At 66.4% G+C, this 15,153-nt stretch carries 22 protein-coding genes and 2 pseudogenes; 21 read left to right on the plus strand and 3 right to left on the minus strand.

What is annotated here, in order from left to right:
- Positions 1-116, plus strand: a pseudogene (locus AX690_RS24335) (hypothetical protein); the annotation flags it as partial.
- Between the two features lie 561 nt (positions 117-677).
- Here AX690_RS24335 and AX690_RS20940 read toward each other — a convergent pair.
- A complete protein-coding gene (locus tag AX690_RS20940; protein WP_066684358.1) occupies positions 678-983 on the minus strand; it encodes a UBP-type zinc finger domain-containing protein in 306 nt (101 codons plus the stop codon).
- A gap of 11 nt (positions 984-994) precedes the next feature.
- Complete coding sequence (locus AX690_RS20945) at positions 995-2,638, minus strand: FAD-dependent oxidoreductase (protein ID WP_066684360.1); 1,644 nt, start codon at positions 2,636-2,638, stop codon at positions 995-997.
- A gap of 119 nt (positions 2,639-2,757) precedes the next feature.
- Here AX690_RS20945 and fdhD point away from each other — a divergent pair, with 119 nt between their 5' ends.
- From fdhD to AX690_RS20960, 3 genes are all read left to right on the plus strand, one after another.
- A complete protein-coding gene (fdhD, locus tag AX690_RS20950) occupies positions 2,758-3,573 on the plus strand; it encodes a formate dehydrogenase accessory sulfurtransferase FdhD (protein ID WP_082769796.1) in 816 nt (271 codons plus the stop codon).
- Positions 3,573-5,879, plus strand: a complete 2,307-nt coding sequence (locus tag AX690_RS20955; RefSeq protein WP_066684362.1) for an FdhF/YdeP family oxidoreductase — start codon at positions 3,573-3,575, stop codon at positions 5,877-5,879. The genes fdhD and AX690_RS20955 overlap by 1 nt, the downstream gene beginning before the upstream one ends.
- Before the next feature lie 82 nt (positions 5,880-5,961).
- Positions 5,962-6,801 (plus strand): GIN domain-containing protein, encoded by an 840-nt coding sequence (locus AX690_RS20960; RefSeq protein WP_066684364.1) that lies wholly within the window; start codon positions 5,962-5,964, stop codon positions 6,799-6,801.
- A gap of 96 nt (positions 6,802-6,897) precedes the next feature.
- Here AX690_RS20960 and AX690_RS20965 read toward each other — a convergent pair whose 3' ends face one another.
- Entirely contained in the window at positions 6,898-7,656 is a 759-nt protein-coding gene (locus AX690_RS20965) for an outer membrane protein (RefSeq protein WP_066684367.1), read from the minus strand.
- 401 nt (positions 7,657-8,057) lie between these two features.
- Between AX690_RS20965 and AX690_RS22530 the strand changes: the two are divergent.
- The 17 genes and pseudogenes from AX690_RS22530 to rpsH form a co-directional block, all read left to right on the plus strand.
- Positions 8,058-8,245: pseudogene (locus AX690_RS22530) on the plus strand (hypothetical protein).
- Between the two features lie 13 nt (positions 8,246-8,258).
- Complete coding sequence (gene rpsJ / locus AX690_RS20970) at positions 8,259-8,567, plus strand: 30S ribosomal protein S10 (RefSeq protein ID WP_004616952.1); 309 nt, start codon at positions 8,259-8,261, stop codon at positions 8,565-8,567.
- A 14-nt stretch (positions 8,568-8,581) separates the two neighbouring features.
- Positions 8,582-9,349, plus strand: coding sequence for a 50S ribosomal protein L3 (rplC, locus tag AX690_RS20975; RefSeq protein WP_066684368.1), 768 nt, complete (start codon positions 8,582-8,584; stop codon positions 9,347-9,349).
- On the plus strand, positions 9,349-9,987 hold the full coding sequence (gene rplD, locus AX690_RS20980; RefSeq protein ID WP_066684370.1) for a 50S ribosomal protein L4: 639 nt from the start codon (positions 9,349-9,351) through the stop codon (positions 9,985-9,987). The genes rplC and rplD overlap by 1 nt, the downstream gene beginning before the upstream one ends.
- Entirely contained in the window at positions 9,987-10,283 is a 297-nt protein-coding gene (locus AX690_RS20985; RefSeq protein WP_010919129.1) for a 50S ribosomal protein L23, read from the plus strand. Before rplD ends, AX690_RS20985 begins: the two co-directional genes overlap by 1 nt.
- A gap of 3 nt (positions 10,284-10,286) precedes the next feature.
- Positions 10,287-11,126 carry a 50S ribosomal protein L2 gene (rplB, locus tag AX690_RS20990; protein WP_066684372.1) on the plus strand — a complete coding sequence of 280 codons (840 nt, stop codon included), beginning with the start codon at positions 10,287-10,289 and terminating at the stop codon, positions 11,124-11,126.
- 3 nt (positions 11,127-11,129) lie between these two features.
- The gene (gene rpsS, locus AX690_RS20995; protein WP_010919131.1) at positions 11,130-11,408 is read left to right on the plus strand and encodes a 30S ribosomal protein S19; all 279 of its coding nucleotides are present in this window, start codon (positions 11,130-11,132) and stop codon (positions 11,406-11,408) included.
- Positions 11,409-11,410: 2 nt separating this feature from the next.
- Positions 11,411-11,791: a 50S ribosomal protein L22 gene (gene rplV, locus AX690_RS21000; protein ID WP_013078649.1), complete on the plus strand. Its 381-nt coding sequence runs from the start codon at positions 11,411-11,413 to the stop codon at positions 11,789-11,791.
- Entirely contained in the window at positions 11,791-12,543 is a 753-nt protein-coding gene (gene rpsC / locus AX690_RS21005) for a 30S ribosomal protein S3 (protein ID WP_013078650.1), read from the plus strand. Before rplV ends, rpsC begins: the two co-directional genes overlap by 1 nt.
- A 13-nt stretch (positions 12,544-12,556) precedes the next feature.
- Entirely contained in the window at positions 12,557-12,988 is a 432-nt protein-coding gene (gene rplP, locus AX690_RS21010) for a 50S ribosomal protein L16 (protein WP_066684373.1), read from the plus strand.
- Positions 12,989-12,993: 5 nt separating this feature from the next.
- The gene (rpmC, locus tag AX690_RS21015; protein WP_004616922.1) at positions 12,994-13,185 is read left to right on the plus strand and encodes a 50S ribosomal protein L29; all 192 of its coding nucleotides are present in this window, start codon (positions 12,994-12,996) and stop codon (positions 13,183-13,185) included.
- Between the two features lie 10 nt (positions 13,186-13,195).
- Positions 13,196-13,435, plus strand: coding sequence for a 30S ribosomal protein S17 (gene rpsQ / locus AX690_RS21020; protein ID WP_010919136.1), 240 nt, complete (start codon positions 13,196-13,198; stop codon positions 13,433-13,435).
- A gap of 17 nt (positions 13,436-13,452) precedes the next feature.
- Positions 13,453-13,821, plus strand: coding sequence for a 50S ribosomal protein L14 (gene rplN, locus AX690_RS21025; RefSeq protein ID WP_010919137.1), 369 nt, complete (start codon positions 13,453-13,455; stop codon positions 13,819-13,821).
- Positions 13,821-14,135, plus strand: coding sequence for a 50S ribosomal protein L24 (gene rplX, locus AX690_RS21030; RefSeq protein WP_066684374.1), 315 nt, complete (start codon positions 13,821-13,823; stop codon positions 14,133-14,135). Before rplN ends, rplX begins: the two co-directional genes overlap by 1 nt.
- The gene (gene rplE / locus AX690_RS21035; RefSeq protein ID WP_013078654.1) at positions 14,128-14,685 is read left to right on the plus strand and encodes a 50S ribosomal protein L5; all 558 of its coding nucleotides are present in this window, start codon (positions 14,128-14,130) and stop codon (positions 14,683-14,685) included. The genes rplX and rplE overlap by 8 nt, the downstream gene beginning before the upstream one ends.
- A gap of 24 nt (positions 14,686-14,709) precedes the next feature.
- The gene (rpsN, locus tag AX690_RS21040; RefSeq protein WP_013078655.1) at positions 14,710-15,015 is read left to right on the plus strand and encodes a 30S ribosomal protein S14; all 306 of its coding nucleotides are present in this window, start codon (positions 14,710-14,712) and stop codon (positions 15,013-15,015) included.
- Between the two features lie 10 nt (positions 15,016-15,025).
- Positions 15,026-15,153, plus strand: a 128-nt coding sequence (gene rpsH / locus AX690_RS21045; RefSeq protein ID WP_082769797.1) for a 30S ribosomal protein S8, incomplete at its 3' end; no start/stop codon positions are given.

A 15,153-nucleotide genomic window follows, 5' to 3' on the forward strand; every position in this document is an offset into this window, starting at 1 on the left:
TGTCATCCCGGCCGCAGCGCGTAGCGCGGAGAGCCGGGACCCAGGGGCGGCGCGCTCGGCGCTTCGTCACCCCCTGGGTCCTAAGATAGCCTCTGCGAGGCTTCCGGGATGACACGAGAATGGGCGGAAGGGGTGGGAGTAGGCGTTTATCCTCGTCCGCGTACGAGCGTCCGGCACACCCCGCCCCAGCAATCTCAACGCCCTAAGCCCCCGACCCACGAGCCCAGGAAAAATCGACGCATCGCGCCCAAAACCGCCCGCATACTTCTCCTCGCCCCGTCGCGGGGGAGGGCGTTCAGCTGGCGACCGAACGAGCGGCGGGGGTGATCGAGCGGGAAGCGCTGGTCTTGGCCTTTGGGCCGCCTTCGCGACGGATCCGGACGGGCTCCCTGAAACATCGGGACGAAAGCCGGGCGGCGAGAGGAGACAGGCGCGGCAGGCGTGGGCTGAAATCGCCCGCGCGGTCCGGAGGAAACGCATCTTCCTCCGCCCGCCCGGGGCCTCTTTCGGAAGCGGGTTAAAACCCCGCGCGTCGAAGGCTCCGGAGCACAGGTCACGCGGAGCGCTCCGGCCTCGGCCGAAACGGTACTCCATCAAACACTGATCCGGGCCCTGCCCGGACGCTCCGCCGCCTCCCCAGCCCGCCGGTCTCCCGGCGGAAGGGCGCCGTCTCGCGCCTAACCCTCCACGAACCGCGGAATAGGCCCCACCTGCGCGGTCTGGTCGGGCAGCTCGACGAACTCTTCATCGACGAAGCACCAGCCCCAGCCCTCGGGCGGGTCGTAGCCTTCGATGATCGGATGGCGGGTCGCGCGGAAGTGGGCGGTGGCGTGCTTGCTGGGGCTGTCGTCGCAGCAGCCGACGTGGCCGCAGGCCCGGCACAGGCGCAGGTGCACCCACCAGCCGCCGGTCTTCAGGCACTCCTCGCAGCCCTTGGCGCTGGGCGTGACCAGGCGGATCGTGTCGGCGTGCATGCAGGTCATCGGCGCGCTCCCTAAGCGTTGGCCAGATAGGCGTGGATCGCGGCGACGGCCTGGGCGCCTTCTCCAATGGCCGCGCCGACGCGCTTGACCGAGCCGGCCCGGACGTCGCCGATCGCGAACACGCCCTTGCGGCTGGTCTGCAGCAAGGGGTGACCCGGGGCGAGGTCGGTTCCGGTCCGCACAAAGCCGTGGTTGTCGAGCTCGACCTGACACTGGGACAGCCAGCTGGTGTTCGGCGCCGCGCCGATGAAGAGGAAGAGGTGGGTGACCGGCCGCGTCGTCTCCGCGCCGCCCGGACCTCGCCAGCGGATGCAGGACAGCTGTCCGCCTTCGCCTTCAAGCGCGACGACTTCGCTGCGGACGACCACCTCGATATTGGGCGTGCTCTCGATCCGGTCGATCAGATAGCGCGACATGGTCGCCGCCAGGCTCTCGCCGCGCACGATCATCCAGACCTTCTTGACCTGGCTGGAGAGGTAGACGGCCGCCTGGCCGGCCGAATTTCCGGCCCCCACCAAGGCGACCTCCCGGCCGGCGCAGAGCTTGGCCTCGAGCGGCGAGGCCCAGTAATGGACGCTGGAGCCCTCGAACTGGTCGAGATTGTCGACGTCGAGCCGGCGATAGCGGGCCCCGCTGGCGATCACCACGGTCTTGGCCTGGGCCTTCTCGCCGCTGACCAGGGCCAGGCGATAGCGGTGAAGGCCATCGTCCTCGCAGGCCAGGGAGGCGACCTCGTCGGGGATGGCGAGATCGGCGCCGAACTTCTGGGCCTGGCCGTGGGCGCGGCCCATCAGGGCCATGCCGGAAATCCCCGTGGGAAAGCCCAGATAGTTCTCGATCCGCGCCGAGGCGCCGGCCTGGCCGCCGAAGGCGCGGGTATCGAGCACCAGCACCGAAAGGCCCTCCAAAGCGGCGTAGACAGCGGTCGCCAGGCCGGCGGGCCCGGCGCCGACCACGGCCACGTCATAGACCTTGCTCTCGTCGATCGGACCGACCAGGCCAATGCAGCGGCCGAGCTGATGGTTGGTCGGCTTGCGCAGGATCTGGCCGTTGGGACACAGGACGATCGGCAGTTCGCTCTCGTCGACCTCGAAGCGCTGGATCAGCACCTTGGCGCAGTCCATCTGGTCCGGGTCGAGGTTCTGATAGGGGTGTCCGTTGCGGGCCAGGAAGCCGGCCAGGCGGATGACCTCGGCGTCGGCGGCGCGGCCGATGATGATCGGGCCGCCGGCGCCGGTCTCGATCAGGGCGACCCGCCGCAGGATCAAGGCCCGCATGATCCGCTCGCCCAGCTCCGCCTCGGCCACCAGAACGGCGCGCAGACGGTCGGGCGAGATCAGCAGAGCCTTGACGTCGCTCAGGGCGGTCACGTCGACCAGCGACGGGCGGCCCGACAACTGGTTGATTTCCCCGACGAACTGCCCCGGATCGTGCTCGACGATCGGCTGGCTCTCGCGATTGGCGTCGCGGCGGGTGATCGCCACGCGCCCTTCCAGCACGACGAACAGGCCGGGGGAGGCGACGCCCGCGGTGGCAAGGGCTTCGCCCGCCGCGGCGTGGACGATCTGGCCGAAGCGGCGGAGGCGGTCGATCTCCTCCGGCTCCAGCCGGGGGAACATCTGGGCGCGACGGGTTTCCATGGTGGTGCTGGCCATCGCGCCAGATTGCGCCAGGAATGACGTTAGGTCATCGGCCGATCGATGACGGTTTTGAACAATCGTGCTGTCACGTCATCGGCTATACCGCCCTTCGCCCACGGAGTAGGCTTTCAGGCATGTCGCGTTCCGCCGTCGCCCCCCGTTCCGCCGTCCAGTGGCGCGCCGATCAGGCCGCGCGGCCCTTCGAGCGGATCACGCCGCAGGAGACGGCGGTCGGCCTCTCGTTCGACGGTCGTCCGCATACGGTGCTGATGGCGACGCCGGAGAACCTGGACGAACTGGCGCTGGGCTTCGTGATCACCGAAGGCGTCGCCAAGGCGGGCGACGTGGCGGCGATCACCCTGAAGGAAGAAGCTCAAGGCGTTCTGGTCGATGTCGCCTTCGCGCCCGGCGCCCTGGCTCGCAGGGCGCGGCCGCGCAATCTGGAGGGACGCTCCAGCTGTGGGCTGTGCGGCGTTCAGCGCTTGGCGGACGCGGTGCGGCCGCTGCCTTTGGTCGGGGAGGGGGCCTCCATCCAACACGAGGCGATCCCGGCGGCGCTCGCGGCTCTGGAGGAGCAGCAGGCGCTCGGACGACTGACCCGCGCCACCCATGCGGCCGCCTTCTTTACCTCGGAGGCGGAACTGCTCCTGGTCCGCGAGGACGTCGGCCGCCACAACGCGCTCGACAAGCTGGCCGGGGCGATGGCGCGAGACGGGATCGACGCGGCCACGGGCTTCGTCGTCGTCACCAGCCGCTGCTCGTTCGAGATGGTCGAGAAGACCGCGCGGATGGGGTGCCCGATCCTGGTGGCCGTCTCGGCGCCGACCGACTTGGCGGTCGCCAAGGCGCAGGAGGCGGGGATCACGCTCGTCGCCCTGGCCCGCGCCGACGGCCACGCGGTGTTCGCCGGCGGCGAGCGCCTGATCGAAACCCAGCCGGAGCCGGCCTGATGGCGAACGAGAAGACCCCGGGCGTCCGCCCCTATCGCCATCCGGCCGGCGGATGGGACGCGCTCAAGGCCGTGGCCGGCGCCTTGATCGACCAGGAGGCGGTGGTCGAAGGCGGCAAGACCCTGATGCGAGCGAACCAGCCCGAGGGCTTCGACTGCCCGGGCTGCGCCTGGCCCGATCCCAAGCACACCTCGTCGTTCGAGTTCTGCGAGAACGGGGCCAAGGCCGTGGCCTGGGAGGCGACATCCAAGCGCGCGACGCCAGAGGTCTTCGCCCGCCACACGGTCAGCGAACTGCTGACTTGGAGCGACCATCAGATCGAGGACCTGGGCCGGTTGACCGAACCCATGGCCTATGACCTGGCCGACGACCGCTACAAGGCCATCACCTGGGACGAGGCCTTCGCCCGAACGGGCGCGGCCCTGAAGGCGCTGGACGATCCGAACCAGGCCCAATTCTACGCCTCGGGCCGGGCCTCGAACGAGGCGGCGTTTCTTTATCAGCTGCTGGGGCGGCGCTTCGGGACCAACAATTTCCCCGACTGCTCGAACATGTGCCACGAGCCGACCAGCGTGGGCCTGCCGGACTCGATCGGCCTGGGCAAGGGCTCGGTCACGCTGGAGGACTTCGACCACGCGGACCTGATCCTGTGCTTCGGGCACAATCCGGGCACCAACCATCCGCGGATGATGGCGACCCTGCGCGAGGCCAGCCGGCGCGGCGCGACGATCCTGGCGTTCAATCCGCTGCGCGAACGGGCCCTGGAGCGGTTCGCGTCGCCGCAGGATCCGGTCGAGATGACGACCCTGACCTCGACCCCGATCGCCTCGGCCTACTACCAGCTGACCATCGGCGGCGACGCCTTGCTGGTGCAGGGGATGATGAAGGCGGTGCTGGCGCTGGAGGCGCGGGGTGGCGGCGTCATCGATCGCGACTTCATCGCCGAGCACACGACCGGCTTCGAGGCTCTGGCCGCGCATCTTGAGGCGCTGGACTGGGCGACGATCGAAGCCGGCTGCGGCCTGCCGCGCGCCAAAATCGAGGAGGCGGCGGCGACCTATGCCCGGGCTGGTTCGACGATCCTTTGCTACGGCATGGGCCTGACCCAGCACCGCGACAGCTCCCAGACCGTGCAGCAATTGGTCAATCTGCTGCTGCTGAAGGGCAATATCGGGCGCCCAGGGGCCGGGATCTGTCCGCTGCGGGGCCATTCGAACGTCCAGGGCAATCGCACGGTCGGGATCTGGGAGAAGCCTTCGGAGGCGCTGTCGGACTCGATCCGCGACGTCTTCGGCTTCGAGCCGCCTCGGGCGCATGGTCATACGGTGATCGAGACGATCGCGGCGATGGAGCGCGGCGAGGCCAAGGTCTTCGTCGGCCTGGGCGGCAATTTCGCCGTCGCCGCGCCCGATCCGGTTAGGACCTTCGGGGCGATGCGCAAGCTGGACATGGCGGTCCACATCGCCACCAAGCCGAACCGCACGCACATGCTGATCGGCAAGGCCGCGCTGTTGCTGCCGTGCCTGGGCCGGACCGAGCTGGATGTCCGGGCCGGCGTGCGCCAGTCGGTGACGGTCGAGGACTCGATGTCGATGGTCCATGCCTCGCGCGGGCTCAATCCGCCGGCGTCGGAGCACCTGCTGTCGGAGCCCGCCATCGTCGCGGGGATCGCCACGGCGACCTTCGGCCAGGACCCGCTGATCGACTGGCTGGGATTAGCCGACGACTACGACGCCATCCGCGACCTGATCGCCCGCGTCTTCCCGGCCGCGTTCGAGGACTATAATGAGAAGGTCCGCGTTCCGGGCGGCTTCCGCCTGCCGGTCGGGCCATCGGACCGGGTGTGGAAGACGGCGACGGGCAAGGCCAACTTCCTGGTCTTCGATCCGAAGGGCGGCGACCCGCGCCGGGGCGATCCAGACGTGCTGATTCTGACCACCCTGCGCAGCCACGATCAGTACAACACGACCGTCTACGGGCAGAACGACCGCTATCGCGGCGTGTTCGGCCGGCGCGACGTCGTCTTCGCCAATCCGGACGACATGACCCGGATGGGGCTGGCGGAGGGCGACCTGATCGACGTCGGCGCGGCCTTCGACGAGAGCGGCGAGCGTGTGGTCCGCGCCTTCACGGTCGTGGCGCGGGACATCCCGCCGGGATGCCTGGCCGCCTATTACCCCGAGACCAATGTGGTCATCGCGCTGGACGACCACGATCAGCGCTCGGGCACGCCGGCCTACAAGTCCGCGCCCGTCAGGCTCCGCAAGCACCAGGCCGAATGGCGTTCGATGACTTCCACGTCATGACCGCGAATTAAGTCGTGGTCCGAACGAAGCGCCGCTAGCTTGCCCTCCATCGAGATACACGCATCCGATGGGGAGCAAACCGATGCGCGCTATGACCACCCTGGCCGTGCTGGCCGCCGCCATTTCCGCCGCTGGCGTCGCCCAGGCCGAGCCGTCCGTGAAGATCAAGGACGCGGTCGCCCGCGTCGTGATCATCCCGGAGAACCGCTCGGACGTTAAGGTGGAGTTCCTGACCACCAACGCCAGCCTGCCCCTGACGGTCCGCAACGAAGGCGACAAGGTCGTCGTCGACGGCGACCTGCGGATGAGCCGGATCAACGGCTGCAACAGCCGCAACGGCAAGACCTCGGTCAGGGTGCGCGGCGTCGGTGAAGTGGCCTATGAGAACATTCCACAAGTCGCCATCCGGACGCCGATGGACGTGCGCGTCGGCGCTGGCGGCGCGGTGTTTGGCGACATCGGCCGCTCGGACAGCGTCGAACTCGGCAACGCGGGCTGCGGCAATTGGACGATCGCCAACACCCGCGGGAAGCTTGAGGTCAGCCAGGCCGGCTCGGGCGACACCCGGACGGGTTCGGCGAGCTCCGCCGAGATCAGCATCGCCGGGTCCGGCGACGTCAGCACCCAGGCGATCGCGGGTGATCTCGAGGCCAACATCGCCGGCTCGGGCGACGTCTCGGCCGCGAGCATCGGCGGCAAGCTGGAAGGCAATATCGCGGGTTCGGGCGACATCATGGTCGCGGGCGGCCGCAGCCGCGCCGTCGAGGTCAGCGTGATGGGCTCGGGCGACGTCACCTTCAAGGGCGAAGCCGATCAGGTCGAGGTCAGCGTGATGGGCTCCGGCGACGTCCGGATCGCCAAGGTCAATGGCCCCATCAAGAAGCACGTGGCCGGCTCGGGCGATGTCATCATCGGCCAGTAGGCCGCCGATCATCACGCACGCATATATAAAGAGCGAAGGCCCCGGGATCGCTCCCGGGGCCTTCTTCATGTCCGGACCGTGGGTCCAGCGTCGCGCTTAGCGGACGGCGATACCGAACAGGTCGCCGGCCGAGACCAGGTCGGCGCCGGCGCGGTCGCGGGTCTTCAGGCTGCCGCCGAAGGTGTAGCGCAGGCCCACCTTGATGGCGTCGGCGTTCAGATCGGCCAGGTCGTCCGACTCGCTGTGGGTGTACTTGGCGAAGGTCGACCAGCCGCTGTTGGCGAACTTGTACTCACCGCCGAGGTTCACGTCCCACAGGTCCGCGTTGACGTTGGTGTCGATGCGCGACCAGGCCGCGCCGGCGTCCAGGCGGAAGTTGTCCGAGACGAAGTAACGGACGTCGCCGCGCACGGTGTACAGGTCGGCGTCCAGGTCGTTCGACTGGCCGTAGGCCGCGACGCCCGACAGGGTCACGTTCGACAGGTACTTGTGCGCTTCGCCGCCGACGGCCCAGACGGTGTCGTTGGCCGGGCGGGAGAGGGCGGTGAAGCCGCCGACGCGCCAGCTGTCGCCGATCTTGGTGGTCAGGTGAGCGGCGGCCGAAGCGACCGTCTCATCCGACAGGTCGTTGTCCGAGATCGAGACGTCGCCGTTGGCGGTCACGGTCCAGGCGCCCTGCAGCGGAATCGCGACCGAGCCGTCGACGATGGCCGACGAGCCGTGGCCGCCGCCCAGCTTGGTGTTGATGTCGGTGTAGTTCACGGCCGCGCCGACCGAACCCACGTTCTGGGCGAAGGCCGGGGCCGAGACGGCGGCGGCGATCAGGGCGGCGGTGGCGAAGAGCTTGGTATGCATTGGGTCTATCCCCTTAGTCACTGTGGCTCCTCCGGCTGGCGGGGCGGTCGTTGTTGGGGGAGGGGCCGCCCAGTCCGCCGAGGAGGGGCGGCATCTATGGAGGTTTGGGGGCGTGCTCAAGGCCCGCGGCGACGCTTGCGGGGCGAATAATGCATTTTTGTGACACTTGCGGAGAAGAGAATTTCGACTACACGCAAGCGTGCGCACGTTCATTCCTTGCTTTGACCTGGAAGTGTTAAAAGCCGACCGCTGTTATGTTTGCGGGGGTCTTGCGCGGAGGGGCGCGGGCGCCTATCCAGAACCCGCCCGACGACTCGAGTCCTTTTGGACGAGACGAACCGGACAGAGCGCTTGACGAAACCGATTCTGGAACGTACAAGCGCGCCTCTGTTGGACCGGCTGTGAGCTTTCGGGCTCAAACGCGGTTCGCGAGACGCCCGGACATAGCGCCCTAACAGGCGCAATATCTGGTCATCACCCCCGACAGGCGACTGTTGGGGATATTTGTTTTGCGGACGCTGCGTACGGAGCCCACCTGGGTTCCGAGTTGGTCTTTGAAATGGTTCGAGACGCGGGCGCAGCCCACTAGGAAACCGAGCGATATGGATCGTCAGAACATCCGCATCCGGCTCAAGGCCTTCGATCACCGCGTGTTGGATCATTCCACGCGCGAGATCGTCAATACGGCCAAGCGCACGGGCGCGACGGTGCGGGGCCCCATCCCCCTGCCCACGCTTATCGAGAAATTCACCGTCAACCGTTCGCCGCACGTCGACAAGAAGTCGCGCGAGCAGTTCGAGATCCGTACGCACAAGCGCGTCCTCGACATCGTTGACCCGACTCCGCAGACCGTGGACGCGCTGATGAAGCTCGACCTGTCGGCCGGCGTTGACGTCGAAATCAAGCTGTAAGGAGGGCCTTCCATATGACTCTCCCCACCCAACGCACTGGCGTCCTCGCCAAGAAGCTCGGCATGACCCGCTTCTTCGATGAAGCTGGTCAGCACGTGCCGGTCACCGTCCTGTCGCTCGACGGTTGCCAGGTCACGGGCGTGCGCACCGTTGAGAAGGACGGCTACACCGCCCTGCAACTCGGCGCCGGCGCCAAGAAAGCCAAGAACACCTCGAAGGCCCTGCGCGGCCACTTCGCGAAGGCGGCCGTCGAGCCGAAGCGCGTCGTCGCCGAATTCCGCGTCGAGGAAAGCGCCCTGATCGAAGTTGGCGCCGAACTGACGGCCGACCACTTCGTCGCCGGCCAGAAGGTCGACATCCAAGGCGTCACCGTCGGTAAGGGTTTCGCCGGCGCCATGAAGCGCTGGAACTTCGGTGGTCTCCGCGCCACCCACGGTGTCTCGGTCTCGCACCGTTCGCACGGTTCGACCGGTAACCGCCAGGATCCGGGCCGTACGTTCCCGGGCAAGAAGATGGCCGGTCACCTGGGTCAAGAAACCGTCACCACCCTCAACGTCACCGTCTGGAAGGTCGACGTCGAGCGCGGCCTGATCCTGGTCAAGGGCGCTGTCCCCGGCCACGAAGGCAGCTACGTGAAGGTTCGTGACGCCGTGAAGAAGGCTCTGCCTGCCGACGCTCCGCGTCCGGGCGCCTTCCGCAAGGCTGGCGAAGCTGCTCCCGCGGCCGCTGAAACCCCCGCTGAAGAGGCCCCCGCGGCGACGACCGAAGAGGGCGAAGGCTAATGAAACTCGACGTCATCAAGCTTGACGGCGGCAAGGCCGGTTCCGTGGACCTCGACGACGCCATCTTCGGCATCGACGACATCCGCGGCGACATCCTGCAGCGCGTCGTGACCTGGCAGCTGGCCAAGCGCCGCTCCGGCAACCACAAGATTCAAGTCCGCAACGAGGTCTCTCGTACGGGCAAGAAGATGTACAAGCAGAAGGGCACCGGCGGCGCCCGTCACGGTTCGCGCCGTGCGGCCCAGTTCGTCGGCGGCGCCAAGGCCCACGGTCCCGTGGTCCGCAGCCACGCCTTCGACCTGCCCAAGAAGATCCGCGCCCTGGCCCTGAAGCACGCTCTGTCGTCGAAGGCCAAGTCGGGCTCGCTGGTCGTCCTGGACAGCGCCGTTCTGACCGAAGCCAAGACGGCCGCCCTGCGCGCCAACTTCGACAAGATCGGTCTGAAGAACGCCCTGGTCATCGCCGGTCCGGAAGTGGACGCGAACTTCAAGCTCGCCGCCCGCAACATCCCGAACGTGGATGTCCTGCCGAACGCCGGCCTGAACGTCTACGACGTGCTGCGTCGCCAGACCCTCGTCCTGACCAAGGACGCGGTCGAAGCGATCTCGGCGCGTTTCGCTGAGAAGGAAGCCGCCTAATGGCCGCCACCGCTCGCCACTACGACACGATCCTGTCGCCGGTGATCACCGAAAAGACGACCCTGCTCAGCGAGCAGAACAAGGTTGTCTTCAAGGTGGCCAACGACGCGACCAAGGACGAAATCGCCGCCGCCGTCGAAGAGCTGTTCAAGGTCAAGGTGACCAAGGTCAACACGATTGTGACCAAGGGCAAGACCAAGCGCTTCCGCGGCATCGTGGGTCGTCGCAACGACGTCAAAAAAGCGATCGTGACGCTGGCCGAAGGCCAGTCGATCGACATCACGACGGGGCTCTAAGTCATGGCCTTGAAGCAATTTAACCCGACCAGCCCCGGCCAGCGCGGCCTGGTGCTGATCGACCGCAGCGAACTTCACAAGGGCAAGCCCGAGAAGAAGCTGGTCGAAGGCCTGACCAAGTCGGGCGGCCGTGGCGGCAATGGCCGCGTGGCCGTTCGCTTCCGCGGCGGCGGCGCCAAGCGCCTCTACCGTCTGGTCGACTTCAAGCGCCGCAAGCAAGGCGTGGCCACGGTCGTTCGTCTCGAGTACGACCCCAACCGCACCGCCTTCATCGCCCTGATCAAGTATCAGGCCGACGGCGAGCTGGCCTACATCCTGGCCCCGCAACGCCTGAAGGCCGGCGACGAAGTCGTCACCGGCGAGAAGGTCGACGTGAAGCCGGGCAACGCCTCGCCGCTGCGCACGCTGCCGATCGGCACGATCATCCACAACATCGAGCTGAAGCCCGCCAAGGGCGGTCAGATCGCCCGTTCGGCTGGCGCCTACGCCCAGCTGGTCGGTCGTGACGCCGGCTACGCCCAGATCCGCCTGAACTCGGGCGAACTGCGCATGGTGCTCGACACGTGCATGGCCACCGTCGGCGCCGTTTCGAACCCCGACCACATGAACCAGAACCTCGGCAAGGCCGGTCGTTCTCGTCACATGGGCCGTCGCCCGCACGTCCGCGGTGTCGCCATGAACCCGGTCGATCACCCCCACGGTGGTGGTGAAGGCCGGACCTCGGGCGGCCGTCACCCGGTGACCCCGGCTGGCAAGCCGACCAAGGGCGCCAAGACCCGCGTCAACAAGGCCACGGACAAGTTCATTATCCGTTCGCGCCACAAAGCGAAGAAGGGCCGCTAAGCCATGACCCGCTCCGTCTGGAAAGGCCCGTTTGTCGACGGGTACCTCCTGAAGAAGGCCGATGCCGCTCTGTCGTCGGGCCGCAAGGACGTCATCAAGACCTGGTCGCGTCGCTCGACGATCATGCCGCAATTCGTCGGCCTGACCTTCGGCGTGCACAACGGCCACAAGCACGTTCCCGTGCTGGTGTCGGAAGACATGGTCGGCATGAAGTTCGGCGAATTCGCGCCGACCCGGAACTTCCCGGGTCACGCCGCCGACAAGAAGGCCAAGAGGAAGTAATCATGGCCAAGCAAAAGCAAGCTCGCCGCCTCGACGGCGCCGAAGCGATGGCCAAGGTTCGCACCCTGCGCACCAGCGCCCGCAAGCTGAACCTGGTCGCTCAGTCCATCCGTGGCCTGAACGTCCAGCGCGCTCTCAACGAGCTCGAGTTCAGCCACAAGCGTATCGCTCAGGACGTCCGCAAGGCGCTGTACTCGGCGATCTCCAACGCCGAGAACAACCACAACCTCGACATCGACTCCCTGGTCGTCGCCGAGGCCTATGTGGGCAAGAACCTGATCATGAAGCGTTTCTCGCCCCGCGCTCGCGGTCGCGCGACGCGCGTTGAGAAGCCGTTCTCCGAGATCACGATCGTGGTCCGCGAACTGGGTGAGGCCGCCTAATGGGTCAGAAAGTCAATCCGGTCGGGCTGCGGCTCGGCGTGAACCGCACCTGGGACAGCCGTTGGTTCGCCGACGGCGCCCAGTACGGCAAGATGCTGCATCAGGACCTCGCGGTCCGCGCCGCCCTGAAGAAGCGCCTGTACCAAGCTGGTGTCTCGCGCATCATCATCGAGCGTCCGCACAAGAAGTGCCGCATCACGATCTATGCCGCTCGTCCGGGCGTCATCATCGGCAAGAAGGGCGCTGACATCGACAAGCTCCGCAAGGACCTGTCGGTTCAGACCGAGGGCGAAGTCCACCTGAACATCGTCGAGATCCGCAAGCCGGAAACCGACGCTCAGCTGGTGGCCGAGTCGATCGCTCAACAACTCGAGCGTCGTATCGCCTTCCGTCGCGCCATGAAGCGTTCGATCCAGTCGGCCGTGCGCCTCGGCGCCAAGGGCATCCGGATCAACGTCTCGGGTCGCCTCGGCGGCGCTGAAATCGCTCGGATGGAGTGGTACCGCGAAGGTCGCGTGCCGCTGCACACCCTGCGCGCCGACATCGACTTCGGTTTCGCCGAAGCCAAGACCACCTACGGCATCATCGGCGTGAAGACCTGGATCTTCAAAGGCGAGGTGCTGGAGCATGATCCGATGGCGCTCGACAAGCGCCTGGCCACCGAGTCCGGCCCCGCCGGCGAAGGTGGCGGCCGTGAGCGCGGCGATCGTCCCGACCGGGGCGACCGTCGTGACCGTCGCGATCGCGCCTAAGGATTAGATCGCCATGCTGTCTCCGAAGAAGACCAAATTCCGCAAGCAGTTCAAGGGCCGCATCCACGGCGCCTCGAAGGGCGGCACCCTGCTGAACTTCGGTTCGTACGGCCTGAAGGCCGTCGAGCCGGAGCGCATCACGGCCCGTCAGATCGAAGCCGCTCGTCGCGCCATCACCCGCCAGATGAAGCGTCAAGGCCGCGTCTGGATCCGTATCTTCCCGGACGTGCCGGTCACCGGCAAGCCGGCCGAAGTCCGGATGGGTAAGGGTAAGGGCGCGGTGGATTACTGGGCCGCTCGCGTGGCTCCGGGCCGCATCATGTTCGAAATCGACGGCGTGCCGGACGATATCGCGCGTGAAGCTCTGCGCCTGGGCGCCGCCAAGCTGCCGATCCGCACCCGTGTTGTCACCCGCATCGACGCGGGTGTGGCCATGGAGGCCTGAGGCTCATGAAGATCGCTGACATCCGGGGCATGACCCCCGACCAGCTGGCCGACACGCTGATCAGCCTGAAGAAGGAGCAGTTCAACCTGCGCTTCCAGGCCGCCACGGGTCAGGTCGAGAAGACCCACCGCGTCAACGAGATCCGCAAGGATATCGCGCGGATCAAGACCGTGCTGCGCGCCAAGGCCGCGGCTTAAGGAGAACGATATGCCCAAGCGTATCCTCGAAGGGGTCGTCGTCTCCGATAAGGGCGACAAGACCGTGGTGGTGAAGGTCGAACGGACCATCGTCCACCCCGTTCTGAAGAAGATCGTGCGTCAGTCCAAAAAGTACCACGCGCACGACGAAGCCAACGCGTACAAGGCCGGTGAAGCTATCCGCATCATCGAGTGCGCTCCGAAGTCCAAGCTGAAGACCTGGGAAGTGCTTCCCAAGGCTTCGGCTTAATCTGGAAGGTTTAGACCATGATCCAGATGCAAACTAACCTGGAAGTCGCTGACAATTCTGGCGCTCGCCGGGTCATGTGCATCAAGGTGTTGGGCGGCGCTGGCCGTCGCTACGCCAGCGTGGGCGACGTCATCGTCGTCTCCGTGAAGGAAGCCATTCCGCGCGGTCGCGTGAAGAAGGGTGACGTGCTTCGCGCCGTCGTCGTTCGGGTGAATCAAAATCTGAAGCGCAAGGATGGCTCGGTCATCCGCTTCGATAAGAACGCCGCGGTGATCGTGAACAAGCAGAGCGAGCCGGTCGGCACGCGGATCTTCGGCCCGGTTCCCCGTGAACTGCGCGCCAAGAACCACATGAAGATCATCTCCCTCGCTCCGGAGGTGCTGTAATGGCCGCTAAGATCAAGAAGGGCGACCGCGTCGTCGTTCTGGCCGGCAAGGACAAGGGCAAGCAAGGCTCCGTCCTGCAAGTCCTGCCGAAGGACAACCGCGTTGTCGTGGAAGGCGTGAACATGGTTTCGCGTCACACCAAGGCGACCCAGGCCGACCCGCAAGGCGGCATCAAGCAAAAGGAAGCCGCGCTGCACGTCTCGAACGTCGCCATCGTGGACTCCAAGGGCAAGCCCACCCGCGTCGGCTTCAAGATCGAAGGCGACAAGAAGGTGCGCGTCGCCAAGACGACCGGCGAGGTGATCAATGGCTGATCAAGCTTACGAGCCCCGGCTGAAGACCGTTTATCGCGAGCGCATCCGCGCCGCGATGAAGGAGCAGTTCGGCTACACCAACGAAATGCAGATCCCCAAGTTGGACAAGATCGTCCTGAACATGGGCATCGGCGAGGCGGTGGCCGACTCCAAGAAGGCCCAGACCGCTCTGAAGGACCTGGAAGCGATCGCCGGCCAAAAGCCCGTCGCGACCCGCGCCCGCAAGTCGATCGCCGGCTTCAAGCTGCGCGAAGGCATGGTGGTCGGCGCCAAGGTCACCCTCCGCAAGGACCGGATGTACGAGTTCCTGGATCGCCTGGTCACGATCGCGCTGCCGCGCGTGAAGGACTTCCGCGGCCTGAACGGCAAGAGCTTCGACGGCCGTGGCAACTACGCCATGGGCCTGAAGGAGCACCTGGTGTTCCCGGAAATCAACTATGACCAGATCGAACAGATCTGGGGCATGGACATCATCGTCTGCACCACTGCGAAGTCCGACCAGGAAGCCAAGGCTCTCCTGAAGGAATTCCAGTTCCCGTTCGTCAACTAAGAGAGCGGGAAGGGAAAACAAACCATGGCCAAGAAAAGCGCCGTCAACCGCAACGAAGCCGTCCGCGCTCTCGTCAAGAAGTTCGCCGAAAAGCGCGCCGCGCTGAAGGCGATCGCCAACGACGAAAGCCTGCCGCTCGAGGAGCGCTTCGAAGCTCGCCTCAAGCTCGCCAAGCTGCCGCGTAACAGCGCCGCGATCCGCATCCGCAATCGCTGCGAAGTCACCGGCCGCCCGCGCGCCTATTACCGCAAGCTGAAGATGAGCCGTATCGCGCTCCGCGAACTGGGTTCGCAGGGGCAGATCCCCGGCCTCGTCAAGTCGAGCTGGTGAGGACGATCAGATGTCGATGAACGATCCCCTGAGCGATATGATCGCTCGCATCAAGAACGCCGCCACGCGCAAGCGCTCGAAGGTGTCGACGCCGGCTTCCAAGCTGCGCGCTCGCGTCCTGGACGTGCTGGCCGACGA

It is taken from the genome of Caulobacter sp. CCH9-E1, assembly GCF_001556515.1.
GTDB lineage: Bacteria > Pseudomonadota > Alphaproteobacteria > Caulobacterales > Caulobacteraceae > Caulobacter.